Source organism: Mesorhizobium helmanticense, from assembly GCF_003034915.1.
Lineage (GTDB): Bacteria > Pseudomonadota > Alphaproteobacteria > Rhizobiales > Rhizobiaceae > Mesorhizobium > Mesorhizobium helmanticense.
In genome coordinates this window covers 1-26988 of the sequence record NZ_PZJX01000006.1, presented here as the reverse complement: position 1 = coordinate 26988, position 26988 = coordinate 1, and the positions used below count along the sequence as shown (strand labels likewise).

The 26988-nt window shown below is 58.8% G+C and carries 27 protein-coding genes; 12 read left to right on the top strand and 15 right to left on the bottom strand.

The features are described 5' to 3' along the window. Nucleotides 1–8 precede the first annotated feature (8 nt). Nucleotides 9–1157: a S1 family peptidase gene (locus C9427_RS35390; protein ID WP_107647816.1), complete on the top strand. Its 1149-nt coding sequence runs from the start codon at nt 9–11 to the stop codon at nt 1155–1157. A gap of 83 nt (nt 1158–1240) precedes the next feature. Beyond that, complete coding sequence (locus C9427_RS03490) at nt 1241–2197, top strand: S1 family peptidase (RefSeq protein WP_167434237.1); 957 nt, start codon at nt 1241–1243, stop codon at nt 2195–2197. Nucleotides 2198–2737: 540 nt separating this feature from the next. Here C9427_RS03490 and C9427_RS03485 read toward each other — a convergent pair. Together C9427_RS03485 and C9427_RS03480 are read right to left on the bottom strand one after the other, a co-directional pair. After that, nucleotides 2738–4606 carry a peptidoglycan-binding protein gene (locus C9427_RS03485; protein ID WP_167434236.1) on the bottom strand — a complete coding sequence of 623 codons (1869 nt, stop codon included), beginning with the start codon at nt 4604–4606 and terminating at the stop codon, nt 2738–2740. Nucleotides 4607–4655: 49 nt separating this feature from the next. Beyond that, nucleotides 4656–5822 (bottom strand): S1 family peptidase, encoded by a 1167-nt coding sequence (locus tag C9427_RS03480; protein WP_208636337.1) that lies wholly within the window; start codon nt 5820–5822, stop codon nt 4656–4658. Nucleotides 5823–6008: 186 nt separating this feature from the next. On the opposite strand from C9427_RS03480, the gene C9427_RS33735 reads away from it, so the two are divergent. Next, nucleotides 6009–6296 (top strand): hypothetical protein, encoded by a 288-nt coding sequence (locus C9427_RS33735; RefSeq protein ID WP_146172495.1) that lies wholly within the window; start codon nt 6009–6011, stop codon nt 6294–6296. A gap of 372 nt (nt 6297–6668) precedes the next feature. Here the strand turns inward: C9427_RS33735 and C9427_RS03475 are convergent, their stop codons facing one another. From C9427_RS03475 to C9427_RS03460, 4 genes are read right to left on the bottom strand one after another with little or no spacing between them, the layout of a single operon-like run. After that, nucleotides 6669–8801: a M23 family metallopeptidase gene (locus C9427_RS03475; protein ID WP_107647812.1), complete on the bottom strand. Its 2133-nt coding sequence runs from the start codon at nt 8799–8801 to the stop codon at nt 6669–6671. A gap of 15 nt (nt 8802–8816) precedes the next feature. Beyond that, nucleotides 8817–9560, bottom strand: a complete 744-nt coding sequence (locus tag C9427_RS03470) for a hypothetical protein (RefSeq protein WP_146172494.1) — start codon at nt 9558–9560, stop codon at nt 8817–8819. A gap of 52 nt (nt 9561–9612) precedes the next feature. Next, nucleotides 9613–10542 carry a S1 family peptidase gene (locus tag C9427_RS03465; protein WP_107647810.1) on the bottom strand — a complete coding sequence of 310 codons (930 nt, stop codon included), beginning with the start codon at nt 10540–10542 and terminating at the stop codon, nt 9613–9615. 26 nt (nt 10543–10568) lie between these two features. Continuing rightward, nucleotides 10569–11360, bottom strand: coding sequence for a M12 family metallopeptidase (locus tag C9427_RS03460; protein WP_107647809.1), 792 nt, complete (start codon nt 11358–11360; stop codon nt 10569–10571). Nucleotides 11361–11553: 193 nt separating this feature from the next. Between C9427_RS03460 and C9427_RS03455 the strand changes: the two genes are divergently transcribed. Beyond that, nucleotides 11554–13239, top strand: coding sequence for an amidohydrolase family protein (locus C9427_RS03455; RefSeq protein ID WP_107647808.1), 1686 nt, complete (start codon nt 11554–11556; stop codon nt 13237–13239). A 203-nt stretch (nt 13240–13442) separates the two neighbouring features. After that, nucleotides 13443–13847, top strand: a complete 405-nt coding sequence (locus C9427_RS33730; protein WP_146172493.1) for a hypothetical protein — start codon at nt 13443–13445, stop codon at nt 13845–13847. Nucleotides 13848–14036: 189 nt separating this feature from the next. Here the strand turns inward: C9427_RS33730 and C9427_RS33725 are convergent, their stop codons facing one another. Continuing rightward, nucleotides 14037–14228: a hypothetical protein gene (locus tag C9427_RS33725; protein WP_146172492.1), complete on the bottom strand. Its 192-nt coding sequence runs from the start codon at nt 14226–14228 to the stop codon at nt 14037–14039. 462 nt (nt 14229–14690) lie between these two features. Beyond that, on the bottom strand, nt 14691–15578 hold the full coding sequence (locus C9427_RS03450; protein ID WP_107647807.1) for a LysR family transcriptional regulator: 888 nt from the start codon (nt 15576–15578) through the stop codon (nt 14691–14693). A 154-nt stretch (nt 15579–15732) separates the two neighbouring features. Here C9427_RS03450 and C9427_RS03445 point away from each other — a divergent pair, with 154 nt between their 5' ends. Next, nucleotides 15733–16377 (top strand): hydrolase, encoded by a 645-nt coding sequence (locus C9427_RS03445; RefSeq protein WP_107647806.1) that lies wholly within the window; start codon nt 15733–15735, stop codon nt 16375–16377. A 126-nt stretch (nt 16378–16503) separates the two neighbouring features. On the opposite strand, the gene C9427_RS03440 is transcribed toward C9427_RS03445, so the two are convergent. Together C9427_RS03440 and C9427_RS03435 are read right to left on the bottom strand one after the other, a co-directional pair. Beyond that, nucleotides 16504–16731: a hypothetical protein gene (locus C9427_RS03440; protein ID WP_107647805.1), complete on the bottom strand. Its 228-nt coding sequence runs from the start codon at nt 16729–16731 to the stop codon at nt 16504–16506. Nucleotides 16732–17587: 856 nt separating this feature from the next. Next, on the bottom strand, nt 17588–17890 hold the full coding sequence (locus C9427_RS03435) for a hypothetical protein (protein ID WP_107647804.1): 303 nt from the start codon (nt 17888–17890) through the stop codon (nt 17588–17590). 306 nt (nt 17891–18196) lie between these two features. Between C9427_RS03435 and C9427_RS03430 the strand changes: the two genes are divergently transcribed. Both C9427_RS03430 and C9427_RS03425 read left to right on the top strand, forming a co-directional pair. Beyond that, complete coding sequence (locus C9427_RS03430; RefSeq protein ID WP_107647803.1) at nt 18197–18409, top strand: hypothetical protein; 213 nt, start codon at nt 18197–18199, stop codon at nt 18407–18409. 467 nt (nt 18410–18876) lie between these two features. Beyond that, nucleotides 18877–19083, top strand: coding sequence for a hypothetical protein (locus tag C9427_RS03425; protein WP_107647920.1), 207 nt, complete (start codon nt 18877–18879; stop codon nt 19081–19083). Nucleotides 19084–19398: 315 nt separating this feature from the next. On the opposite strand, the gene C9427_RS03415 is transcribed toward C9427_RS03425, so the two are convergent. The 4 genes from C9427_RS03415 to C9427_RS03400 all read right to left on the bottom strand — a co-directional run bounded on the left by C9427_RS03415 (nt 19399) and on the right by C9427_RS03400 (nt 22773). Then, on the bottom strand, nt 19399–19755 hold the full coding sequence (locus C9427_RS03415) for a VOC family protein (protein ID WP_107647802.1): 357 nt from the start codon (nt 19753–19755) through the stop codon (nt 19399–19401). Nucleotides 19756–19782: 27 nt separating this feature from the next. Further along, entirely contained in the window at nt 19783–20181 is a 399-nt protein-coding gene (locus tag C9427_RS03410; protein ID WP_107647801.1) for a polyketide cyclase, read from the bottom strand. A 67-nt stretch (nt 20182–20248) separates the two neighbouring features. Continuing rightward, on the bottom strand, nt 20249–21028 hold the full coding sequence (locus tag C9427_RS03405; protein ID WP_107647919.1) for a helix-turn-helix domain-containing protein: 780 nt from the start codon (nt 21026–21028) through the stop codon (nt 20249–20251). A gap of 365 nt (nt 21029–21393) precedes the next feature. Continuing rightward, a complete protein-coding gene (locus tag C9427_RS03400; RefSeq protein ID WP_208636336.1) occupies nt 21394–22773 on the bottom strand; it encodes a hypothetical protein in 1380 nt (459 codons plus the stop codon). A gap of 276 nt (nt 22774–23049) precedes the next feature. Here C9427_RS03400 and C9427_RS03395 point away from each other — a divergent pair, with 276 nt between their 5' ends. From C9427_RS03395 to rimO, 4 genes are all read left to right on the top strand, one after another. After that, complete coding sequence (locus C9427_RS03395; RefSeq protein ID WP_107647800.1) at nt 23050–23643, top strand: TetR/AcrR family transcriptional regulator; 594 nt, start codon at nt 23050–23052, stop codon at nt 23641–23643. A gap of 73 nt (nt 23644–23716) precedes the next feature. After that, the gene (locus C9427_RS03390; protein ID WP_107647799.1) at nt 23717–24124 is read left to right on the top strand and encodes a DUF930 domain-containing protein; all 408 of its coding nucleotides are present in this window, start codon (nt 23717–23719) and stop codon (nt 24122–24124) included. Between the two features lie 196 nt (nt 24125–24320). Further along, nucleotides 24321–24980, top strand: a complete 660-nt coding sequence (locus C9427_RS03385; protein WP_107647798.1) for a TerC family protein — start codon at nt 24321–24323, stop codon at nt 24978–24980. A gap of 103 nt (nt 24981–25083) precedes the next feature. Beyond that, complete coding sequence (gene rimO / locus C9427_RS03380; RefSeq protein ID WP_107647797.1) at nt 25084–26400, top strand: 30S ribosomal protein S12 methylthiotransferase RimO; 1317 nt, start codon at nt 25084–25086, stop codon at nt 26398–26400. Between the two features lie 76 nt (nt 26401–26476). Here the strand turns inward: rimO and C9427_RS03375 are convergent. Next, the coding region (locus tag C9427_RS03375) for a BMP family ABC transporter substrate-binding protein (RefSeq protein WP_146172491.1) at nt 26477–26988 on the bottom strand (512 nt) is incomplete at its 5' end.

Below are 26988 nucleotides of genomic sequence, written 5' to 3'. Positions count from 1 at the left end.
GCTTAAGAATGTCAATCGGTGGCGGGGAGGTGTTCAATATGCGTGAATGCAGCGCTTTGCACCACCTTGCGGTGGCGCTGAGGCGAGCCGCGATACGGCGCGGGTGCGCTTTCATCGCAGTTATCGCTTGCGTTACAACCTCAAGCGCGCAGAGCGATATCGACTTAAACCGTTGCTTGGTGACGAACCACCTGCGCAGCGTGGCATTGGTCGAGACCCGGTATTTGAACCCAGAGGGTTCCGAAGCGTTGGTTACCGGGACCGGTTTTCTCATAAGCCAGGATGGATTCTTACTGACCACAGCACGAGTGGCCGGGGTCTCCGAGCATCCGGCAAGAGCGAACGAGGCTGTGCAAAGTAATCTTCGAATTGAGGTCCGGGTGGGGGGAGCTGGGGCCATACCCTTGTCCGCGATTTTGGTGTCTTGGGATGAGCAGTTGGACATAGCCCTTCTGAAATTACCCAAAAGACAGACGGAATGGCCGGTCATGCCAATTTCGTTCGAAGTAAACCCTGAACCAGGTGCCGATATATATGCCCTCGGGTTTGCTACTCTCGGATCGTTTGTGGTTGTGGAAGGCGCAGTTATTGATACAAGCGCTCAGATAGAGGGCAGATTGCGACCGATGCTCCAAACGAACTTATCAGTGCAACCGGGGATGAGCGGGAGCCCTGCGTTCGACGAACTTGGTACAGTTATAGGTCTAGTTGCTTCGAGTTTTGATTTGGAACCTGGACTTAGTTTCGTTGTTACGAACACATTTATGCGAGACATACTGTCGAAAGCAAATGTGCGACCCGTAGAGGCGGGTCCATGTCATGGCCCGGACTCAAAGGATGGCGCCACTGATGTTGGTGTTATCCCAGAATGTCGCGACCCAAGCCATGGCGTCGAATCCTGGGGCGTCCAGGAGACAAATTCACGATGGTCCGATTGGCGGCGCGGCGGCAGTAACCCATCGGCCTGGTGTGACGAGTTGAAGGGCCGGCTGGCAGAAAGGTACAACGCCCCAGTCTTCGACGTGCTTGAAAGTGCGGAGAAGGTGCGAGATCGGTCGCCGCCCTTTAGGTTGATTGAATATCAATACTTCTGCAGCCTTCGCGTGAGGTCAAATCCTACTTACGTGCTGGCCAGATCTCAGGCCTGCATAAAATGAGACCGCGTATTTGTGCGGTGCAGAAACGATTATTAGCGGTTTTCGCATGCCTACTTACAACTGCGGGCCACGGATACGCGCAAGTGAGCGCCAAATGCATTTACTCGGAATACGAGAAAATAGTTGGGGTTGTAGAGGCCTATCCTCCTGTGGAGGGTGACCCCGTAGCCACAGGATTTACTGTTTCGGCCCAGGGGCATTTTGTAACTGCCGCTCCTGCTCTGTGGAAGGCGAACGAGAAAATGCCTCTCCGCGTTCGCTTCGGAGGGAGAAACGGCCCCGTTGTCGCAGCTGGGAGGATCGAGTCTGACGATCATCTCATGCTGCTGCAGCTAGAGAAAAAGGCGGAACCGTACCCTACCGCTACCCTCGGTAGCGAACCACTGGCATCTGTAGGCGACCCATTGTTTGCTATCGGATATCCGAAAGGCTTTGACCTAACAATCTTCGTAGGTGGAGCGCTTACCAGCAGAAACGCTTTCGTTCAAAGTACACTTACCACATGGTGGCAAACTAACATTGAAATAATGGCAGGGATGAACGGCGCGCCCGTATTCGATGTGGGTGGTCGAGTTGTAGGGGTGGCGATTAAGGGCCACGATGAGTTTGCGCGTGTAGGATACGTGCTCCCTTTGGCAAGGGCTGACACGATACTAGACAAAGCGGGAGCGGTGTACAAAGACACCGGACCCTGCTCCGAAATAACCCCTGCTGAAAACGCAACCGTGTCGGATGAGAGCACCGCTGGGGCCTGCCGAGATCCTAGCCACGGAGTTGAGAAATGGAATGAAGTGCAGGAGGTATCCCGCGAGTCAGGGTGGATCCCGGAGGAATTGGACGCAGAAAAATGGTGCGCACGGGTGCAAAATTCGATTTCGAAGAACTACATGCTACCGCAATTCGAGGTTCTGGAAACCGAACGCCGAATGCGGCGTGACGGCGACGTTCCACCACGCGTTTGGTACTTGTACTCCTGTAAGCTCCGCGTCCAGTCAAATCCATCATACCTTCTGAAGTTATCAAGCGCTTGTGGGAATTGAGAACACTAGATCTCATCAATTTACTGTACGCGACGGACTTTCTTCTCGATAGCTAAGTGCAACAGGGTGACATCCGACACACGTTCTAGAGCTGAAAACCACTGAACGGAAGGGCAAGGCTATGAGCATGCGGGATCAGGTTGGGATCGCTATGACGTGACCCCTCCCGGTTCTCCGCTCCACCGGCAGAACCTGGCTGCTGGGACCAACCTGGTCGCTCGGCAGGAACGCCAGCGACGGCAAGGAGCGCGTTGGCGGCATCACCATGGTGCTGATTCCCCTCGGAAAACAGCACAGCGTCAGCAACCCGACCCTACCGAGAAAACGTCGATGACCGCCCGCTACGCCGCTCGCTCGCTACAGCGCTGCCGAGGGACGCGGTCGCGAGCGGCTTCGCTGACGCCGAGCTACACCACTCCACGGACACAGCCTCAACTGGGTGTGCGTTAGAGGGTACAGCCGCGCTAAAGTTGGCGTGATCTCGGCAATGAAGCAGCTTGGTACGTGGCAGGCGGGGATTTCGCCACCCCATGCCAGCGATCAGTCTTCCACTGTACCACATGACGGTTGTCCCTTATTGGTGCCTCTGGCCCCGCGACATCCAATCAACTGCTTCCCGTGCGGGCGGCATTTCCCTTCGATTCGGCGTTTTTCAGCCAAATCATCACGAACGCCATAGATAGTGTAGTCGGCTTCAACCCAACTGCGCCCTTCGACAATTCCACGTTTAGGCGTCCATGTATAAACGTGAACCCCATTCTGGAAGCTACTAGCACTCATTACCGATGCTCGGTCCCCTGTGGCAGGTACTACGGAGGAGGTGCGTATTTTGGATCGACAATATTGATAACCCGCAGGCAGTTCGATCGTATAACGGCCTTCCTCGCCTTCCCGGCTCACCCGCGGCACTGCAGCGAGAGCTGCCGCCACAGTCCCGGGCGGCAGCTTAAGAAACGACTCGGCAACTTCCGCGAGTGAGCTACATCTCTCGTCTCCGGCACAGTAGCCTATCGGGTCGCCGACATTCCTAGGCTGCAAGACCGGGTTTATGACTGCCTGGACAACCACGAAATCCTTGTTTGCCCCCTGAGTCGTTGTGTTGCCTTTTTGATGCGCCACCACTTGGTCCAGGGTCGCAAGCACTTCGTCGTCTAAGGTGCCGGTTACCTTGAGGCCTTGCTGCTTCTGGAAAAGGGCGATCGCCGTACTGGTCTGTGTACCGTAAAGGCCATCCACCAATCCGACAGGATAGCCGAGTTCGGAAAGCTGACGCTGCACCTCCCTTACCCGTTCCATTTCCTGATCGACAGGTTGCGCAACTCCTCGTCCAGTCGGATCGTCCTGTATGATCAGCCGGCCGCTCGCAGCATCCAGAAAGGCAGCGGTGTCTCCTTTGGGAGAGACGTCCAGCGCGCTGGGTCGGAAGGGTAGCAACAGCGTATTCTGAACCTCAAGACTCCGGGTGGACCGGCTGTAAACGAGCACCTCGGTACTGTTTTCACTTCCTACCAGGATTGCATTTTGCTCAGCATCGGCTGCAATGAGCAATGGCGATTTGCGAAGGACTGCATCCGACGCGCGGTGCATAGCCTTTAGATCGACAACTTGGATGATATCGAAGCTGGAAAACGCCTCGTCGACGTCGGCAATCAGCAGCCGCTCTCCGCTAGAATCGCCGATAACGACCGAATCGGATTGGCCTGAAAACGTCGCCACCAGATGAAGGGCCGGCTCCTTCTCATCTACCATCTTTCCGTCAAGCTTGAGCTGATCGATTGATCCTCCCGTTTGCATGTCGATCGCCGTCACTGCACGCTCGAAAGCATGTGAAACGAATAAGATCCGCTCGCCAGGCACGGACTCGATCCCAGCGACCGGCGCCGCTTTGATCAAGAGTTCGTTGCCGCCTCGGTCGATATCAAACGGGATCGGGCTGTCACCGAGGCCTGTGTCAAACAACTCGATAGGAACCTGCTTCAATGTTCCGGCGAGGTACCTGCTAACGAAAAGTCTATCGTCGGGGCCCACTGCAATCGATGGCCTGTCGAGTTGCCGATCGAACGCAACAGTGCGCACGATACCATCTTCTAGGGACATTCGAGAAACGGCTGTGTTGCCTGCTTTACTGTCCTGTCCAATGAGGAATACGTAGTCCCCGCCGGATGAGAAGGTTGTGTCGGACACATTGTGCGGGACCTGAGTTGAGAATTTGATGCTTGCCGTTGCCAAATCGTAGAGGACCACGCGATCGGTTGGGCCCTCGATCAAAATCAGATTGTTGCCGTCGGGGGTGAACTCGAGGTGATAGGCCCGAATCTCGAGTTCAACTGGCAAAGCAGTAGACAACATCCCACCCTGAACCGTTCGCGGTAACATAGCGGCAAGCAAGGCACAGAGGGCCAGGGTCACGCGGCGACCGACCTGCTTCCACCTTCCATAATTTGGCGACATGGCCGCCCTACCTCTCCAAAGTCATCTTCTTCGACGGCAATTGAGTCCCGTCGGACAAGGTTACGATGAAATCGACGCGAAGCGAAACGTGGGCGACATCCGGATTGGCCTCTTTATGAAAATCGATGATCGATATGGCTTTTTCGAGATCGAAATAGCCGACGTCCAGCGAATTGGTCTGAGGTTTGGATGTATAGCTTTTACCTGGCAAAGTTTCGAACAGGGCTATCGTACCATCGGAACGGTGTCCAACAGGCGTTATTTTGACACTGATCTGTTGAGGGAAAGGCTCGCCTGACAAGGCTTTTTCATAGTAAATTCTTACAGACTCAACCCCACTTTCGGATTTCTCGATTTTTCCCTCCCATGTCATGTATTTCTGCAGAGCGTCGATCGTGCTCTGAATCGTTTTAATGCGGATTGCCAACTGCTCTGGACCGTGTTCGGGGTGCGTGAGTTCCGAGTTCACCTTGCTCAAAGATTGCTGCAGTGCACTGACGCGCGTAGCCGCCATGAGCGGATCAGCAAATTCTATTGGAATGAAGTACTGGTCCCCAGCGCCCGGAGAAAACTGGCCGCGCGCTATTCCTACCACCTTGCCATCCCCGCTGTAGACCGGACTACCGATTTCGCCCTTTTCAAAAGGCAAGGTCGTTGTCCAAAGGTGAACACTGCTGTTGTCGCGGTCGGTTATCTCTCCCGTATGAACGCGGTACCCATTCTGGTCTGAATAGCCCGACGAAGAAATATTGGTATTCTGAGCAATCATGCCGGACTTGCCGAATTCGACGCCTTTCGTGGGCGAATCAGAAAAAACCTTCAACAGCAGCAGATTCATATTCTGGGAAAAATCCACAATCCCCGCCCGCAAGGTCGGGTTGGGACTATTGCTGCCTATATCAGCGCGGATTTCGATCGTCTCGGGATTCACATTTCCTAGGCCGGTCAAAAGACTGTAGACAGTGAGAACCAGCCCGTCGGACGAGACAACGAACCCGGTCGCTGACGAAGAAACTAGCGTATTGTCCGACTGCTGGCCGATCGCCCGAATCGATACCAGGCTGGGCTTAATCTTGTCATGCACCGATTGCGCGGGGGCCGCCGAAACAGCGAGGAAGGCAAAGATCAACTGCAGCAAAAAAGCTGACGCCCTTGGTTTGGCTGTAGTCCACATGTGACCCATCGTTTCACCAGCGTTGCTATGATAGCTTCTCTTGATTGTGTCTTAAAGGGAGCAGCCTATTCATAATGGCACTAATTTTTTTCCTTAATTTGGGACCCACTCGCCAAGGTCGTCATATTGGTATGTGTTAAACGTGCAGAGACAGGTCACCTCATCAGAGCTTAAGGACAGGGCGTGATGAAAATTCTCAGCTGCGCGAAGTGGTTTCTGCCGCTTTGTTCGATTGTAGTCGCGTCCGCCGCCACGGCTTCTGAAACAGCCATTCTCAAGGCGATCCGGGAGGGTCAAGTTACTACCGGGGCCGAGATCGTCGTCCCGCAACCCGTCGACGAGGCACCTGCTATGGGCGGCTCAGAGACCTCGGTCAATCCGCTCATCAACATCACTGCCGCAGAAGAAAGGCTGATCGTCGACAAGATATTTCCGCTTTCGGCAGCCAAGTGGCCATTCAAGGCTCGGGTTTGAAGCCTGCTTGCCCTCCGAGCCTCTCTAGTATTGGCTCTGTTGTGAGCACCAGTCCGTCGATCAGGCCCGTACCGAGGCTCGATGAAAACCGTCGCGTCTGCTAATACCCTTTGAATTGCCCACGACGGCGCACCGGTTGAAGCTGAGTTGAACAGAACCAGGCCTACCAAAAGACCGACCCAAATCGCTCGAAAAGTGGCACGCGCTTCTTGAGGCACCATTAGGGTTCACCTTAACATGTCCCGCAATCGTCAGGACTTTTTTCCAGCTCTGACTCGACTAACGGGCTAAGGTTTTTCCCCACTCATATGACTATGTATCTCGCTAGTCCGATCATTCAGTCTTGCAAATTATCGAAGGGCTCGGCTTGCTCTAGTCATCTCGATCTGCAGTGCTAATATTCAAGCCGTCGATTTTTCTGCTCAGCCCGTCAACTTTGCTACGCAATATTGTCAGTTCCTTCAACAGCTTTTCTAGTAACGGTCCAGTTGTTTCGCCACCCGTCGTCGTCGCACCACCTGTTCCGACGACAACGACCGTCTCGCCAGTACCTGTTCCGCAACTTGGTTGCGCGAAGTTGCAGGGGTCGCTGTAGAAGGCGATCGGCTTCATCGCGTCGGCGACTTGGTCGTAATGGAAGGAAATGTAGTGATCTCCCATTGCGATACCGCGATCGAAGGCCTCGTGGCCGATGACCGGGGCGCGTCCCGATTCGTGACTGTACATTGTGCGCATCCAGTTCCAGGAGGTGTCGGATTCGCCGAGGTCGAGTAATTCGTCAGAACTGACCCTTCTGCCAAAATAATCGGTGGCGAAGCCGCGCCCACCGCCGAGGCCGATATAGCCGCGGAGATAGCTGACCACCTTGTTGCACATTACCCGCGCCTTGTTGGCGCTGCGCGCCGCCGCGATGCCGGCCTCGGTCGGGTTGACTTGCGCGTCGCAGGCCGACGGATCGACCCCCGCCATGCTGTGCGCGACCATGCGCGGCGTTATCCGGAGACTCTCGGTGAACTGGGCGCGCTTCCGGATCCAGACGCGCGAGATCGCAACGCCTGCCTCGTCGGTCGTAAGCTCCGGTATCAGGCCGCCAGCGCTGTCGATCTTACCACCGCCCTGAACCAGGCCGGGGAACGAACTGAAGTAAGGAAGCAGCCTGATTGTTCCGGAAGCGTCCGGATAGAAGGTAATCGCCAGGAAATTGCGCGTGATCTCCGAAAGCGTCTCGCGGTCCGGCGGCACCGTGTGTTGAACGACGGCGGGCTGGGGCGCGACGCTTTCGACGAAGACGAATTCCAGTGCCTGCTCCTGAGTCCCGACGATCTGGCAGTCGCTGTCGAGGCGGTTGCGCGTACCGGCGACCTTGACGCTCGTGGTCAAGCCGTCGGCGGCGCTGCCCCTGCCGGCAAAGCCTTGATTGCCGCAGCGCTTGCTATATTGCTTCGCCGTGCCGCGATACTCGCCCCCCCGGTTCACGCCCTTGAACAGGACAGGATCGTCGGCGACGATCTCCTCGATCGCCTTTTTCGGGCGGAAATAGACAAAGGAACGCTCGCCGCTCGCATTGTCGGCAACGAGCCCCATGATCGAGCAATTATGCCGCCAGAGGCTGACGAAGCTATTTCGGTCGACATTGGGCAGAGGATCGGCGATCGCGACACCCTCGCAGGAGCTCATCGGCGCCGGCCCCGGATCCGGCAACAGGCCGGGTCCTGATCCCGCCGAGCCGACCTCATGAGCGGGATCTACGGTGAGCTCGCCATTGGCGACGCCATCGGGGATGCCCCAAGCACGCTTATATGCGGCGATCAGCGACGGATAGACGTGGAAGAAATTGCCCTGCCCGGCCGAGCCGCTATAGGCGTCAAAATGCAGGTGGCGGGACGTCTGGCATATCTTGCCGAGGAAGCAGGAGACGCGCCCGATCTGCTGACCTTGGCTGACATTATTGCCGATCTCCAGGCCGGCGTCGGCAATCGAGCCCGGGCTCATATGCAGATAGCGGACCGTGTGGTTGCCGCTCCGGATCTGCACGGTCGTGTTCCGCGTGATGCTTGTCACGACGCCGCTCTCGACGGCGACCACCGGCCAGAAATCGTCGCGATTGTCGTTGGCGCGGATGTCGACGCCCTGATGCCCCTGCCCGGCCGGGCACGGCCGCATGTCCCATTGCCGCGGCTCGCATTGATTGTCGCGGCTTGGATAGTTGAAGAGGCGCGGATCGTTCGCCCAGTTAACACCGTGAAACTGCGTGAGCTGGGTGCCGATATAGGCGTGATGGCCGCTCGCGCTGCCGATCTTCAACGGGAATACCCAGTCGGGGAAAACTACCTTGCGACCCTGGACGCCGAGATTCGACCTCGGCAGGATGTTGCCGGGCGCGAAATATTCGAGGCTCGGCCCCGAGATTGCCGTCGACTGGGCGTTGGCAGGGATCCCGGCTTGCGGCATGATGAGCATCGCGCTCGCCGCCAGCATCATCGCCGCCTTTAGAATCAACCGCATGACGAGTCCTCCGAATTAGTTCGGCGCCGGTCGGCCCGCGACAGGGATGAGTTGGCCAGTAAGGGCTACCAAGGCTGGCCTGCTTGCACAGAGGCTCTCGCTGCCTGTCTGGCAGGAAACGGTCACGCCATAGACGAGATTGCCGCGCGCATAGCTGATGACGACCTCGTTCTGTTCGATCTTCGGCGGCACCCCGAGCGAGGCGACGTTGCCTTCCGCATCGATCGACTCGCCGGCATTCTCATTCTGATAAGCGAGCTCAATCGAGCCGCTTTCCGGCGCTTCCTCAGCAGCATTCGCGAAGGCCTCGTCGGGCTCGTTGCGGTCTCCGTCGATGACGATTTGCAGGCAGCCGAAATCATAGGTCGAGGTGAACCAGGTTCCCGGCGCCGCGCCGGCAGCCTGCTCGGGCGTCTCCGGCACGGTCGTCACTTTCGGTGACGCGGTCGCGCAGGCCGGCCATTCCGCGATCGCGGACTTGAGCCGCGCGCTGAGCGGGCCCCCGATCGGCGGCGCGGCATCGCCGGCGCCGGGAGCCCCTTGCGTTGCGAAGCCGAGCACCGGCAGGCTGAAGGAGACGCCGTCATTCGGGGGCGATGCGTCGAGCGGCCGGCTCCTTTCCCGCTCGAGATAGCCGGAGAAAAACGGGTCATCCCAGCCGGGATCGGCGAGTTCCTGCGCGAAGGACGGCATCGCTGCGCCGGCCATCATGAGCGTGCCGAGCAGTCCCCCCGAGACCATACAGGCCCTTAGGCTCATCGCATCCTCTCCCTGGCCATCGGGATCAAGCGCTGGTCGCTCTTAGACCGGCCTACTGGCACTCGACCTTCCAACGGATCTTGCAGTCTGCAAAACCTGCAGACGTGTCCTTTATGATTTGGATGGGCTCACTCCAGCCGGCGCTGTTCGGATCGGCCCCGGTCAACGCGCCGGCCGTGCTCCAGTCGCTGCAGGCCTGCGTGTTTCCCGCGCAAAGTGTTGGGGTTGCACTGACACACACGCGGCACTGCCCCTTCGGAACAGCTGCGAGGCGCTGCCAGATCGCCTCGAGCCGCAGCGGAATGAGCAGCGGATCGGCAAGGTCGATTGGGACGAAGAAGCTCTTGTTGGACGCCCCGCGGAGCTGTCCCTTGACCACGCCGACGACCTCGCCGGTGTTGAGGTAGATAGGGCTGCCGCTCTGGCCGCCGAGGAATTCCATGTCGGTGCCCCACAAAGTGCCGCCGGGCCCCTGCTTCGAGCGAAGGGCTCCGTCATCCTGCCAGCGTTCGAGATTCTCGGGGAAGCCTGAGGTGAGGAGAGGAGCGTCGAGCGCAAGCGTGCGCGATGAGCCGAGCCGCACGGGGGTGTAGGCGTCAAGGCCTTGGCTGATCTTGAGGAGCAGGAGGTCGAGCTCGGGCAAGGCCGTTACGACGGCGGCGCTTTCGGTGAAATCGGTGGAATTCTCGCCGCGCCGTCCGACGCGGGCAGTGATCTTGACCGTGTCGCCGAGGACCTCACCGAGGCCGCTTATCAGATGATAGACGGTCAAGACCTGTCCGTCGGCCGTGACGAGGAAGCCGGTCGCCTTGCTTTCCTTCTGGATGCCGAGCTTGTCCATCGCCTCGATGCGAAGATGGACGAGGCTCAATGCCATGTCGCCATGCACATCGCCGCGCGCGCTGTGCGGGACGGCGATCAGGGCGAGTCCGGCCAGCAGAAGGCCGGCGAATACTTGTGCTCTGCCGAGTGTCAGCCGCATCGCCGTCTCCTCTTGAAGGGTTCTGCCTATGGCACGCCGTAGAAATACTGGACGCCCTTGATATCGAGCTCGCTGAGTTCCCCATCATTATTCCACTCAGGCGAGCAGTAGTTCATGATCGAGTTCGGATCATAAGGCGTGAGCAACACGTCGCCGTTCGAACCTTGGTGAAGAATCGCACATTCACCCGGTGCATCCGGCCTGTTCTGCTCATGCGCGAAACCGATCGCGTGTCCAAACTCGTGAACACCCACGGAACGAATGCAAAACTCCTTCGTCTCCTGGCAACCCTTGCTCCAATTGGCAAAGTCGAAATTGAGGACCATGCCGTCCTTCTTGCCGTTCAGGAATTTGCCGAGCGCCTTCACATGCGGGCCGCTGTCCTCGATGAGGATGCGGATGCCGAGCGTGGCGGCCTGGCAGGTCTGCCAGCCCATGAATTTGAGCGAGGAGTTCTTCTCCCAGCTGTTGACCACCGCGTCGCGCACCCATTCGCGGCCTTCGAGGTTCTCCGGCGTCCCATTCTCCCAGCAGACGAAGACGACATTGAACGGCCACTTGGCGGCGGCGAGCGGGAAGAGCCGGTCGACGATGATCGCCTGCTCCTTGGCCGTGATGTTGAAAAGGGTATTGACGCTGGCATTCCCAGATTCCGGAGCAGCATCTGATGCTTCCGGAACAATAATTTGGCTGCCAGTGGTGACCGACTGCTTTCTTATCGCGTCCAAAGTCTCTTGTTCGGATGCGAACGTGGAGCTTGAAGAGAATGCAGCAATACCCCAAAAAATCGAGGTAAAAACACTTAAACTGCGAAACATATTTCCCTCCCTGACGACTTATTCCTCCTTGACCCTCATGAATCATGAACTAAAGTTATATTAGCTAGATCTTATCATAATCCTCGCCACTATACCAGAGTGGTAAAAGAATAAATTTTTACATTTATTCAATATGTTAAGGTAAGTTTGGGTAACCGCTCGGAGTACTCCGGAGGGCGCCATAGGAGGACAAATGGCCGCAGTATTTCTCGCGACGCTCGAAGACAGATATCAGCTGACGCGCCGACGCTTCATGCAAGGGGCAGCGGCCCTGCTCCCGGCGTGCCTTCTTCCGACAAGTGCGCTCCTTGCGCAGGAAACCGGCATCGTCACCGACGTCCATTGCCACGTGTTCAACGCCCATGACCTGCCGGTCCGGGGCTTCGTCCAGCGCGTCGTTTTCGGGGATGCAGAGCCGACTGTCGTTCCAAACGAAGCTCCAGAAGTGAACCGGGCGCTAGCACCATGGATCGGCGCCGTCCTCGTCCGCCAGCTGCTGACGGGCACCGCGCCGAGCGCCGAAATGGAGCTCCGCACCATCGAGGCACAGGCCGATGCCGGAATCGAAAATGCCCCAAGTATGGATTCCGACGTCGCGACCCTTGCCGAGGCGCTTCGCGCGACGATGTCGGAGAGTTTCTCGCAATCCTTCGAGAATCTGCCCGCTTTTGAACGTCAGGTCAGCGGTGCGAGCGCCGGATATTTCATGCGTCGGCTCGCCGAGGAGGCCGGCCAATCGGAGGATTCGCTTCTTTCACCGGAGATGGGCGCCGACCCCTATCCCAATATGGCCCGGAGCCTGCTTTCTGGCGACGGCAAGATCTCACGCTATTTCCGCTGGGCGGCGCTTTTCAACAGCCCACGCCGCAAGATCGTCGCGGAGATCGAGCGACTTTTCGGCGGACCGGACCGCGTCAGGCTGTTCACGCCCGCCCTTATCGATTTCTCGCGCTGGCTTGACGAGGAGCCGCGCTCGAATCTGGAGAGCCAGATTCGAGTAATGGAGCGGATCCAGCGCCTCGAGCGTCGATCGATGGTTCACTGCTTCGTGGCGTATGACCCGTGGCGTGAGGTTGCAGACCAGGAAATTGGCGGAACCAACACGGCGCTCGACTTGGTCAAATGGGCGATCAACGACATGGGCTTCATTGGCGTAAAGCTTTATCCGCCAATGGGCTTCATGCCGGCGGGCAATGAAGGTTCGACTCTTGCCTTTCCCGAGCGCGCCGGCGACATCTCGCAATTCACGCGGAAGCTTGACGAGGCACTGGACAAGCTATTCTCGTGGGCCTCCAGCCAAGGCGTGCCTATTATGGCTCATAGCGCCGATTCCAACGGCGCGGGACCCGGATATTCCGGGCGCGCCAGCCCGGCGAACTGGAAGCCGGTTCTTCTAAAATATCCGGAACTAAGACTGAACCTCGCCCATTTCGGTGGGTTCGAAAAGTCGGTCGCGGGGGGCGAGGATTGGGAGAATATCCGCGTGGCGCTCGTCTCTTCAGGTGCCAAGAATCTCTTCGCCGATGTGGGATTCCTCAGCGAGATCCTGCCGGGTCATTCCACGCCGGCTGAGATGCAGAGGCTGAGCGCCGCCTTTGCCAGCTATGTAGCGAATTCCGATCCTAATGTCGAAAGGCTGATGTTCGCCACCGACTGGATTATGCTGGGCCAAGAGGCTGGCTTTTCCGACTATTTCGAGGTTGTCGACCGCTTCACTCAGGCGGTCGGCATAACAGACGAAAAGCGGCAGCGCTTCCTCAGCGGCAATGCCAAACGTTTCCTAGGCCTTAGCAAGAACGAGCCGGCGCGAACGAGGCTTGAGAGTTACTATCAAGCTAAACACATGGACGCCAAGAGGCTCCAAGAATTCGATATTTGATATCAGCCTTCAAAAAACGATCAATCGCGGAGAAGACGATGTATCTTCGGCACTGCTTTCCTTCGTTGATCCTTTCATTTGCATTTCCTGTTCCGGCGTTTGCGTCCTGCATAGACGATTTAGAGAACCAACCTGGGCGTTACGACCTGAAGCAACTCGCAGCTTGTATTACGCTTTAAGTAGAAAACTCCCTTGGTTCTCGCATGCTCCCGACAGGGGCCGTTGTTGCATTCGACCTACCCTCGGGTTGTCCCGATGGTTTTACGAATGTAGGTGTCCAAGATTCCGATCGATTTGCCGGGCGCAGCATCATCGCTGCAGGCCCTCGAGTTGATCGGGATCTAGGTCAAAAAACAGTCAGAAGAAATTTTAACGATCAAGGCGGCTTGGAAGAATTCACCCTCACTTCCGACGAAATTCCTCCGCTTTCTTTCTCATTGAGCGTCAGCGAAGCACGAACTGGAAGAGACAAAGTTGAGGCCGGTGGCGATGACTATGGCGTCGTCTCCGCGCGGCAGGTCGAGCTTCAAGGTAGCACACAGGGCACTGGCAATCCGTTTCCCACTATTTCCCCCTTCATTGCTCTCCATTATTGCCGCAAGGATTAAGGAAGCTGTTGAGCAATTGCCGACCTCCTTTAAACAAGGAGAGAGCCTTAGGATGATCAAGGAGGACGTGACCCCACTTGGTAGGCTAAAGACGCATGCGGCGTGCCTTTGCGCACCTGACGACGCATGCCCGGAACTTCGGCAGGGGTCCGATTCCGCTCTTAACTACGTCACGCCTACGACCCTGAGTCAGTATTGAATTTCTGCAATCCGAAATTCTCCAATGACGGCATGTTGTCGGCGCTCGACATAGAGAAAGCGCGCGCGATATATGGCCACCTCAGGCAGTCGTGGCGGCGGACGATCAGAATTGAAGCGGTCGTTTGCTGAGCGTCGAGCTTCAATCAGCTGTTCCACTGAGGGCCCGGCAATCAACGGCATTCCATCTTCCACTTAAGCTGGCAGTCGGCAAATCCGCTACCTCAGTTTGCAGGATTTGCAGCGGATGGCTCTATCCTTCCTCGCCCGATTCCCCGGACGTTTCCCCCGGCTTCAATGGCATATTTCATCATCGCCGTTGCCAGCATTGCTGGAAATGCAAGCCCCGAACCGGTGAGCCCAGCTTGCTTCTGCCGGCACGCCACCTTGTTGATGAAATCCCCTCACCGGCCGACGCGCTGCTGTTGGACAGTCTTTTTCGCCCGTTGGGGGCAGGTTACGACGCGTGGGTGGAGAAGGTTGGATCTCAGTTGCACTCCCTCCGCCAAACGCCGCCGATAGCCGCACAAATTACCTGGCTATACTAAATTAGCCAATAGAGGACCAATCTCCGCCGATTGCCGCATGTAAATGGCGTCAGGAAATCGCTGCGCTATCCGACCGCGGCGAGGTATGCGCTGGTCGTTACACGCCCCAAACGTCTGGATTTCGTGCGAAGCATTCGATCAGCATTTCGATGAGGACCCGCACTTTCCGCGTGGGGTGCTGACCCGGCGGGCGTACGACATATGCGGCCCCCGGAGGTACCGGATAGCGTGTCATCACCGGAACGAGCGCGCCGGAGGCCACATATTCGTATGTGATGCAATCGGGGAGCCAGGCGATGCCGAGTCCTGCCGCCGCGGCAGCGGCAAGCGCCGTAGCGTTGTCGGCCTTGAACCTGCCCTGCGGCTGAGCCGTGACGATCTTGTCGCCATCCATGAACTGCCAGGCTTCCGTTCCTTGCATGAGGGCCTGATGGTTGACGAGCTGCTCTACCGTCTCGGGTGAACCGTGCGCTTTGATATAATCCGGGCTTGCGACAAGCTTTCCAAAGATCGGCCCGACGCACTTCGCGATCAGGTTGGAGTCCTGAAGATAACCAACCCGGATCGCGCAGTCGAAACCTTCGGCGATCAGATCGACGAAGCGATCGCTGTAGGAGGTATGGATGTGGAGCTGCGGGTGGTGTTGTGCCATTTCCGCAAGCACGGGGGCAAAGTGGGTTGGGCCAAAAGAAAGCGGCATGGCAACTCTCAGGCGGCCGCGCAGTTCCCCGGCGGGGAGGATCGTTTCCCTGGCCGCATCGATCTCGGCGCTGGCTCGGGCCGCATGGTCTCTGAACGTGATTCCCGCTTCGGTGAGCGCGGCGCCGCGGGTCGTTCGTGCAAGAAGCTGGACGCCAAGCTCCGCTTCAACCCGAAAGAGCCGCCGACTGACGATCGATTTGGAGATGCCGAGCCGGCGCGCGGCGGCCGATACGCCCCCTGCATCGGCCACCGCGACGAATGTCTGTAGATCTTCGATGTCCAATTCGGCGTTCCTCGTTTCGCGACACAGCTTGCCTGACTATGGCACTACCGCATCACCAGAAGGAACAGCAAATTGTGTCCAGGCAACGTCGCCCGCTGGCGCATGCCTCCAATGAACCCATCGCCGTCCATAGCGGCAGAGAAAGGAAGTCTTGATGACCCCTCGTAACGGCCTCGATTCGCTTCTTCGTCCTGAAGACTCGGTCCTCGTTCTGATCGATCACCAACCTTATCAGCTCGCAAACCTGAACAGCCACGATCCGCACATGGTGGTCAACAACACGACCGCGCTGGCGAAGCTGGCAAAAGCCTTCAATGTTCCGACCATTCTCACCAGCGTGATCGCGGCGCGCGGTGGACTTCTCTTTAAGCAGATCACCGACGTATTTCCGGACCAGGAAGTCATCGATCGCACCTGGGTGAACACCTGGCAGGACGAGAATGTGGTGGACATCGTCAAGGCGACCGGCCGCAAGCAGCTGATCATCGCCGGCCTGTGGACCGAGGTCTGCGTCGCAATGCCTGTGATCCAGGCCGCCGGCGAAGGCTGGGACGTGACCGTGATCACCGACGCGTCGGGCGGGATTTCGAGGGAATCTCACGAAGTTGCCATCCAGCGAATGATCGCGGCCGGCGCGAACGTGATGACCGTGATGGCGCTCGCTGGCGAATGGCAACGCGATTGGGCGCGCACCGAGCATGTCGAGGAGCTGACCGAGATTCTCATCCAGCACTTCGGCGGCAGCGGCATCGCGTATCTTTGGGAGCAGCAGCTTCTCAACACGCCAGTAGCGGGCTGATCCCGTCCGGCATGGTGAGCATTTCGGTGAGGGTCGGAATCGATCGGTTTGCCGGCCCTCGCCGCCCTCACCTCACAGGGAAGCCTTCTACCGATTTCGCTTCCTGCGGCAAACTTGCCGGGTTGTTCAGTGCCGACCCTTCGGTGCCTCCAGGGAATCGACAAAGCCCTCCGTCACCTTCTCAAGTGGCGTTCCTTCCGCATTGCAGCCTCGCACGATGGCGGCAGCGATTTGCAGCATGTCGGATCGGCTTCCGACAAGCTTAGTCACCACGGCGTTCTCCGGGCCATCACTGTCGCCGTCGTAGCTAAAGCGCTGCGCCACAAACAAGGTCAGCCTGAGATTGTCGCCCATGAACTGGAGTGGGCCGGCGTCGGTGACAAAGGTGTCGGTCAGGTTGCGGACGGCGGAAGTCAGCGCCGCTTTTTCTTCGGGGTGATCTCCTCGATTTGCGCCCTCACTTGACCACGCTGACCGCGACGCCGTGGTCGAAGTTAGTTTTTAATTCGCGGCAAAGTACTACAGAGGGCCATGGAGTAGTCAGGCTCTGGGAGTAGGCACTGATTCCCGTGCTTGCGGGCGGTTGTGACCATGGCATTCTCTAGATGGTCACGCTCGGTAGCATGCGGGCTTCTTTTGACTCTCGCCAGAAGTTCTGGCATGTAATACTCCTCCGTCATGAGACACTGGCATGAGTATAGTGGGGCGAACGTGCGGTCGCAAGCGCATCTTCTTAATACGATACTCTTCTGTTTCTCAGTCAGAGGTTCTTGACCTAGTTTTGGAAACAGGTTCTCTTGAGCCGATGCGGTGCCTGCGAGCGCGCCAAGCACCATTACTAAAAGTGCCACGCGTTTCATGCTGTCCCTCCCTGGGTTGCGCCGCGCCATGCCTTGCCCGGTCGAACCGAGCGTTGTTCAACTCTGCCCGACGCCCCGTCGCGATGCAAATCAGCCATTCGGTCTAACCACGCGCCCGCCGGTTGCTCATCCACGGCACTGCGCGAAGCGATAAATATTGGTTAGATGTTCTATTCTATACTACGCCGTTAGCAGCAGCTTCTCAACACGCCAGTAGCGGGCTGATCCCGGCCGGGATGGCGAGCACCTTGGTGAGGGTCGGAATCGATCGGTTTGCCGGCCCTCGCCGCCCTCACCTCACAGGGAAGCCTTCTACCGATTTCGATTCATGCGGCAAGTTTGCCGGTTGATCAGTGCCGGCCCTTCGGTGCCTCCAGGAAATCGACAAAGCTCTCCGTCACCTTCTCGAGTGGCGTTCCTTCCGCATTGCAGCCTCGCACGATGGCGGCAGCGATTTGCAGCATGTCGGATCGGCTTCCGACAAGCTTAGCCACCACGGCGTTCTCAGGGCCATCACTGTCGCCGTCGTAGCTAAAGCGCTGCGCAACAAACAAGGTCAGCCTGAGATTGTCGCCCATGAACTGGAGTGGGCCGGCGCCGGTGACAAAGGTGTCGGAGACGCAAAACGGTTCGACTATAGGGATGTTGCTCATGACGCTGTTCCTTCGAGTGCCTTCTAAAAGGCATTCCTCACCTTATCGGGCATACCTGCCGCGACGTTACAGTGAAGTCGCGTCCGGTCATCACCTGATTGGAGGAGGTAAAGCCGGTTTGATCGAACAGATTCCGCTCAATGCCTGACGGCGAAGCCGGCACCATCGAAAACAACTGTGATGACCGTTCAATCCGCCCTAAAGGTCGGTTTCCACCCGCTAATGGCGGTACGAAAAAGTTGATTTTTCGAACTGGCGATATGGCGTTACTCTGCAGTGCACTCTCACAAAGCTAGGAGCCATAGGATGAAGACCACCATCTTAGTCGCCGCCGCTCTCGGCCTTTCCGTGTCCGGCGCCGCGGCGGAATGTGTTGGCCACACCAAAACGACGGCTTCCGTCGACCAGCAAACCAAAGTGGCAAGCATCGCGAACAGCAATACGCCGACAACTGCCGATACCGCCACAACTGCCGACACCCCGGTCCTCAAAAACGAGGACGCGAAAGCGGCAGAATAGACGCTTCAACACGAAGCCAGCCCTGACTGACCGCCCCACCCAGGTGGTGGTGGTCGACGTGGCCGAGACTCTTTGGCTTCGACCCAAGAGCCTCATAAGTCTCGACAGCTTGTCCAGACCGTTCGAAAGAGGCGCCGGCCGGCGCCTCTTTCGTTTTTTTCAATCTTCCAACCACATCGCCAACTCATAGCCGTCCGGATTGGAGAAATGGAAGCGGCCCAGGAAGGTAAGCCGGCTTGGCAATCCTGCAGCCGGCCTCCTCTGCGCTGGTCTCCTCGTTCTCGCCGTGCCTCGTCCCGTTTTGGCACGATCGGATTGGCATCTGAATTGCACAGTGAGACTCGCCAGAGTTGGGCTCGCTGATTGCGGGACAGCGAGCTTCTTCGGTCATTGTGTGAGCGCCTTCATATCAGTTTCACACACGACGGCTTTGAATGGTGTCGCCAAGCGCCGCGAAGGAGATGGAAATGGGTTTAGCCGAAAACTTGTCCGATATCGCGCTCACATTCGCTTGTCCGGATTGCTCGCATCCGACGGTAAGGAAGGGCTCCGCGCTGAGAACGATCGCGCACATCAGATGCGACGGCTGCAACGCCAAGGTGCGGATCACCTATCCGCACAAGATGGCGATCTTCGAAAAGCACAAGCAGCTCGCCCCCCAAGGCGCGTTTTGATTGGCTGTTTGCCAAGCACGGGGCAGAGCCAATAGCACCTCACCTCGACGACGCGTGCCTTCTCGCCGAGCGCTATTTTAGCTTGTCCTTGATTTTTTCCAGCGCTTCCATGGCGCATTCCTCGTCGAGGTTGCCACCGGGAGCGCCGCCGATCCCAACCGCGCCAATGGTTCATCGCCGATCTTGATGGGCACGCTACCGGCAAGCACAAGAAACCCGGTATGTCGACCAACTGGGCAGCGCCGTGGTTTTCCTGAACAGTCTTCGCCATGACGCGGGGCGCCGGATCTGGCTCGGCGCCCCTTTCCACCTTCCTCACCTCTCCGACCACACCGCCAGCTCGTAGCCGTCGGGATCGGAGAAATGGAAGCGGCGGCCGCCTGGGAAGGAGTAGGCCGGCTTGACGATCTTGCCGCCGGCCTCCTCGACGCGACGCTGGATCTCGTCAAGCTTGTCTGCATAGAGGATCACCAGCGGACCGCCGGCCGCCTTGCCCTGGCCACCGAGAGCGAAGCCGCCGGTCAGGCGGCCGTCGTTGAACTCGCAATAGCCCGGTCCATAGTCCTTGAATGACCAGTCGAAGGCCTTGCCATAGAAGTCGCGCGAGCGTGCGATGTCGGCGACGGAAAACTCGACATAATCGATGCGTTTGTCGTTGCTGGATTTGGCCATGATCGTCTCCTTTCGTGAGTTTGATGCTCAGCGTTCGAGCAATGCTTTCAAGGCTTGGAGGTCTCGCTCCACCGCGACGGCGTCGGCGGCGAATACCTCCTCCGTCATGTCCGGTGCCTTCAGAAGCGTGAACATCATCTCCGCGCCGGTCCCGTTGGGAACGACGCGCACCGCATTGCGGGTTTCCTTGTCCTCGGCAAGGACGATATGATCGAGGACACCGAATTCGTTGGGCCGGGAGAAACGGACGCGGATGAGCCGGCCGTCCGGATCCTCCGCCGTCCACTCTTCGCCCGATTGCTCGAAGCGCCTGCCGAGACCTGCCGCCCATCGCTGGAAGTTCTCCGGGATGGAGGCGAAGTCGTAGACTTCGCGCCAGTCCCGGTCGATGGACGCGGTGATGATACGGGATTTGTAGATGGTCATATCTGCCTCCTTCCGATGAAGACAGATAAGGCTGACGTCACAGTGGCGTATTGAACAAAACGGCCAGTCAGGCGCCGTACTGCCGCAGAACCGCCGCGGGCGAAAAACCCGACAGGCGCCGCACCTCGCGGGTAAGATGCGCCTGGTCGCTATAGCCTGCTTCGAAGGCGAGGCCGGCAAGGCGTTCACCGCCCGACTGTCGCGCCAGGCTAAGGAACCGCTGGAAGCGGAGAATGCGATCGAGCGTCTTCGGCCCATAGCCGAAAGCCTCCTGGCAGCGGCGGCGCAGCGTTCGCGGGCTGACGTCCAGCCGGTCGAGGATCACCGCCATGCCCGGACCGGCGGATTCGGTCTTCAGCGCGTTAAAGGCAAATCCCATGTCCGGCGGCGGCGGCTCGATATCGGGCGCGCGTCTGGAGAGTGCCCTCTGCATCACCCGCATCCGTTCTATCGTGGAGGGCGCATCGCCAATTCTGCGGGCAATCTCACGCGCCGGCGTTCCCCAGAAGTGGCCGAGCGCCACCCGGCCGCCGACGATCTCCGACATTGGCAGGCCGAGCCACCGGCTTGCCGCACCTGGCCGGAAGCGCGCGCCGATCACGGTACAGCCGGGTGTCAGTGTTGAGACGGCGACGGCAACATCGGGGCCTGCAACGATCAGCTTGCCGTCGACCCAGGTGATGTCGACGCAGCCATCCGGTACGACGGCCGACAGGCTTCCTCCATCCGGTCGCACCGCATTGGACCAGACACACTGGAAATGTCTTTCGAGCGCGGCCGCAGGATCGAACTCGCGGTAGTCCCCGATCGCCCCGGAAAGGACGGCTGTGTCGGCGTCAGACGTCACGAGCCTCTCCTGTGAGGATTCGGCAGGCATTCTTCGGCTCTCGCATCTAATCTATTGCCGCGGCGGCCTGCATCAACCCCAGCCCCCAGCCCGGCCCGCCATTTGTGGTCGGTTCTCTCCCTCCCGCGGCACAACTGCCAATTGCCGCACGGCATGGCTTTTACTATTCCTGTGCCTGGCGCGAGTTCAGGCCATGTATCGCGATTTGACCTTAGCTGTATCCCGAAACACGCCGCGACCTTGTGATAGAGGGAACTTGAGTGACATAGAGGTTCCAACGACCGAAGGGTTCGACTTCGGCCTCGCTTTGCGTTGATCGGAATATCGGGGCTCAAGTTGTGAAAGAGCGGCACAACGGAACGGTCTCAGCCCCAATTGCTGTCGTGCTCCGCGTGCGTCCTAAGGTACGCGCCCAGTGCGAAATGCGTGTCGTAGAACTCTGTGTCGAGCCGATGCGCCTGGAGATACATCAGGTTGAAGATCGCCGGCACGGTGGCCGGGAATCTGCCGAAAGTATCGTATATATACTGGGCCATCACGGCCACGCAGTTGACGAACTCCGTTCCCATCGGCGCGGCGCTGGTGCGGACTGTCTCCGAGTGCTTGTAGGGGCCCTTTGTCTCGCCATGGAACGGCCCGCCCTTGCCGAACTTGCGCTCGACCACCGCTTCAACGGCAGCGCGCATGTCCGGAAAATGCGGCGGGCAGTGCGCTTCGAACACGCCCGGCAGTCCGGTCACATGGGGCAATGGTTTTCCGGGGATCATGTCGAACCGGAACCCGAGACCGGGAACGGCAGGATCGCCGCTGGCGCCTTGAACCGTGAATGGATTGAGGCCATCGTACATCCAGCCACCGAGACCAAGTGCCTGTAGCATTAGGGCACCTGCGTAGCAGGCTGTCGAGGTTTCAACGGTGACTTCGGTGAGAGCCAGCTGTTCTACGAAGGTCAGCGGATACGGATTCTGCAGATCCACCAGCCCTGCGAAGTTTTCCAGCCCCGGGATTGGCCGGCCATTGACGTCGTCGTAGACGCAGGCTCCGTTCTGAACGAGGTAGCAAAGCGTGAGCACCATGTGCTGGGCGAGATCCGCGACAGGAATAATCAGCGTGCTGCCGGGAACATTGCCGCACCACTCGTTGTGCATCTCCATGTGCTCGGGAGAGCGCGGGACGTTTAGCCGTTGATCCGCCAGTTTGACGATGCGCGACCGGTGCGCCCCGAGATACGCGTCCAAGTCAATCTCGCCCCCGACCGGCACGATGGACGCCATGTCCCGCGTCGGCAGGAAATAGACTCCGGTGTCGTCGGTGAAGAAGATCTCCGATGTGTGAAACCCTGCCGAAGACGGAAATGTGCGGCCACCGGCGGCGCCCGCATAGTTCGGCATTTTTGGGGCGTAGCTTTTGTTGTGCGGAATGAGATTTGCCCATCCTGTATTGCCCGCCACCGTGCTCAAGAGCAGCATCTTTTCGATCTCGGTGATCGGCGCCGCAGGATGTTTTGACGTATAGGCAAGAGGACCGTCCGGAATGGATGCGCCTTTCGCAAAACGCCGCGAGCGGCGGCCGTGAATCGCTTGGAGCAGCGGAAAGGTAGCGACTTGCGCAAGGCCGCGCTCCGGGGCTGTTCTGACGCCGTTCTGCTGGTTCACCGGAGTGGCGCCGGACGCGATACCGCCCAGCAGGCCACTTGCACCGATCACGGATGCACCCAGTACGTTTCTACGGGTTTGGTCGAACATTGATCTGTCTCCTGATGCGCATCGGACTTCAGCTCGCGGATGCGCCGTCTGGTTCGGGGTTTCGAGTGCCCGGAACATCCACGGACCAGCGTTCCAAAACCAGTTGGCTTACGGTATACTGGCCATAAATCGAAAATTGTTGTTTAGAGACAATGTCTTGCAGAGCCGCAGCCGGCATGCCTACCCGCCGTCGTCGCAAGATTTTGTACTGACGGTCCAGAAAGCGGGTATGCCTTGAGCACAAATATACGCGGGAGTTCGACGCGACAGCGCATTATGGACGTCGCCCAGGACGCTGTCCTGCTGAAAGGTTTCGAAGCGACGTCGATCGAGGAAATCGTCGCGGCCGTAGATATATCCAAGGGCGGATTTTTCTACCATTTTGCCGACAAGAACGCTTTGGCGCAGGCGTTGATTAGTCGCTACATCAAGGAAGAGGATCGCATTTTCGACGACTTGTTCGGCAGGGCGCGCGAACTCAATGACGATCCACTGCATGCCATGCTGATCGGCCTGAAAATGCTCGCTGAACTGTTCGAGAATTTGCCGCAGGCGCACCCCGGCTGCCTGGTCGCCACGACCGCCTATCAGGACAGGATGTTCAACACCGAGGTTCGCGAGTTGAATCGTTCTGCAATCCTGGGCTGGCGTGCCAGGTTTCTCGCAATGATCGAGGATATCCGCGCGTTATACCCTCCTAACGAGCCGGTCGACATGGGCGCCCTCGCCGACATGGTTATGGGCGTGGCCGAAGGAGGTATCATTCTGTCCAAGGCGTTGAATGAGCCGAGTGCACTGCCGGCGCAAATCATGCTGTTCCGAACCTATCTGAAACTGCTCTTTAGTCCTCGTTTAAGGCCAGCACTGTGAGCGGGCGGTCTAGCCAGCGGTAACATGCGTCGTGATGACCGAGGCCTCGTCCGGTTGATTTTTCCGCCGAAATATGGTGCTTCTCCCGGCCATGAAGAAGCTGTGTCTAACGGTCCTGGCATCAGCAACGCTGGCTTTGCCGGCCAATGCCATGGACAGCGCCCTGCGCGCCGGCCTGTTGAAACTCGACCCGCAAACCCGGCTCGAACAGCGATGCGACGCTGAAGTGCTCGACCGCATCAGCCACGACGATCGCAAATACAAAGCCGATCGCGTCGTCGCTTACGCGTTTGCGACACCCGAAATGGGCGCCGATGCAATCAGGAGCCCTGGGGCCGCCTTTCGCAGCAAGGGGCAGTGGTACCGGCTGAAATTCAAGTGCCAGACAGCGCCCGACCATATGCAGGTTCTGGATTTTCGCTATCGGATCGGCGAGGAGATTCCGGAAGCCGATTGGGCGAAATACAATCTCTACGACTAGACTGGAGAATCAGAAAAATACTAGGGAATTCAAGATATTAATGGTGGGATTTTGAGTTCTTGGTTGGCGCCCTGCGTTTGCTCCGGAATGATCCCAATTCCGGATTCGCCCAACCAATCTCTTGACGCGTTCGAACCATGCACGTAGGCGGACACTCGACGCAAACGATCGGCGAAGAGCGAGGAACGTCCAGTTGATGGAAATTTTTACCGCCGCGGGATTCTCGGCCCTGCTCCAGGTTATCGCCATCGACCTCGTGCTGGCGGGGGACAACGCCATCGTCATCGGCCTTGCTGCGGCCGGCCTGCCGACCGAACAGCGCAAGAAGGCCATCCTCATTGGCGTGCTGGCGGCAACGGTGCTGCGCATCGGTTTTGCAGCCGTCACAATCCAACTGCTCGCCATTGTCGGCCTGTTGCTGGCCGGCGGCATTCTGCTTCTGTGGGTTTGCTGGAAAATGTGGCGCGAACTGCGCACCTCGCATGCCGATGAGCACGAAGCGACGGAAGCGCTGTCGGATTCCGATCTCGACCAGGATAGTCTCGTGGCTGGCAAGGCGCAGCGCAAGACGCTCGGCCAGGCGGCGTTGCAGATCGTCGTCGCCGACGTCTCGATGTCGCTCGACAATGTGCTGGCGGTCGCAGGTGCGGCGCGCGATCACTTCTCCGTGCTGATCATCGGCCTGGTGCTGTCGATCGCGCTGATGGGCCTGGCCGCGAGCTTCATCGCCAGGCTGCTGCACCGCCATCGCTGGATCGCCTATGTCGGCCTGCTGATCATCCTCTATGTCGCTGGAGACATGATCTATCGCGGCGCGCTGGAAGTCTGGCCGCATGTGAACAACGCCGTCGGCTGACGTCGCCGGCCAGAGCGCTTTCGCGGTTGCCGCGCACGACCATACCAATGCCGCAATAAGTGTGGTAATGCGCCGCCAATCCCGAAAACCCGGAAACTCCTTTATGTCCGCAGCGCCTCGCGTCAGTTTCGTCAGTCTTGGATGCCCGAAGGCCCTTGTGGATTCGGAGCGCATAATCACGCGCCTGCGCGCCGAGGGCTACGAGATCGCGCGCAAGCATGACGGCGCGGATCTCGTCGTCGTCAACACTTGCGGCTTCCTCGATTCCGCGCGCGACGAGTCGCTCAACGCCATCGGTTCCGCTCTTTCGGAGAATGGCAGGGTCATCGTCACCGGCTGTCTCGGCGCCGAACCGGACGTCATTCGCGAAAAACATCCCAATGTTCTCGCCATCACCGGGCCGCAAGCCTATGAGAGCGTGATGGCCGCCGTGCATGAGGCGGCGCCGCCGAGCCACGACCCCTATATCGATCTCCTGCCGCCGCAGGGTGTCAAGCTGACGCCGCGCCACTACGCCTATCTCAAGATTTCGGAAGGCTGCAACAATCGCTGCACCTTCTGCATCATCCCCGCACTGCGCGGCGATCTCGTCTCACGGCCGGCGGCGGATGTGTTGCGCGAGGCCGAGAAGCTGGCCAAGGCCGGCGTCAAGGAGATCCTGGTCATTTCGCAGGACACCAGCGCCTACGGCATCGACATCAAGTACCAGACGTCGATGTTCGGTGATCGCGAGGTGCGGGCGAAATTCCTCGACCTGTCGGAAGAACTGGGCAAGCTCGGCGTCTGGGTGCGCATGCACTATGTCTACCCCTACCCGCATGTCGCCGATGTCATCCCGCTGATGGCCGAGGGCAAGATCCTTCCCTATCTGGACATTCCGTTCCAGCACGCCTCGCCGCAGGTGCTGAAGAGCATGCGCCGGCCGGCGCATGGCGAAAAGACGCTGGAGCGCATTCGCGGCTGGCGCGAGACCTGCCCGGACCTTGCCATCCGTTCCACCTTCATCGTCGGCTTTCCCGGCGAGACCGAAGATGATTTCCAGATGCTCCTCGACTGGCTGGACGAAGCAAAAATCGACCGCGCCGGCTGTTTCAAATACGAGCCGGTCAGGGGCGCCCGCTCCAACGATCTCGGCCTCGAACAGGTCCCGCAGGAGATCAAGGAAGCGCGCTGGCACCGCTTCATGCAGCGCCAGCAGAAGATTTCGGCAACGCAGCTCGCCAAGAGGGTCGGCAAGCGCCTGCCGGTGCTGATCGACGAGGCGCATGGCAATTCGGCCAAGGGCCGCACCAAATACGACGCGCCCGAGATCGACGGTTCGGTGCACATCCAGTCGCGGCGGCCAATGCGCGCCGGCGATATCGTCACCGTCAAGATCGACCGCGCCGACGCCTATGATCTCTACGGCACGGCGGTCTGACGCAGATATTTTCAAGCGGAAAGCCAACAAGAAAGGGCGCCGTGCGGCGCCCTTTCCGTTTGAAATCCTGTGCTGCTTACTGCGGCAGCTTGTCGTCGACGCCCTTGACGTAGAAATTCATGCCGAGCAGCGTGGCGTCGTCGGCGACTTCACCGTCCTTGAGCCATGGCGTGCCATCCTGCTTGGCGATCGGGCCGGTGAAGGGGTTCCAGCCGTCGGAGATCTTCTTGGTGGTTGCCTCGGCCATGGCCTTCACGTCGTCGGGCATGTTGGTGAACGGGGCGAGCTTGACGGCGCCGTCCTTGATGCCGAGCCAGACATTGCCCGGCTTCCAGGTGCCGTCGAGCGCGGCCTGGACCCGGCTGATATAATATGGGCCCCATTCGTCGGTGAGTGAGGTGAGCTGCGCATTCGGCGCGAACTTGATCATATCGGAAGACTGGCCGAAGCCGTGCAGCTTGCGCTCCTCCGCCACCTGCAGCGCGGCGGTGGAATCGGTGTGCTGGACGATGATGTCGGCGCCCTGGTCGAACAGGGCCTTGGCGGCGTCGGCCTCCTTGCCCGGATCGAACCAGGAGTTGACCCAGA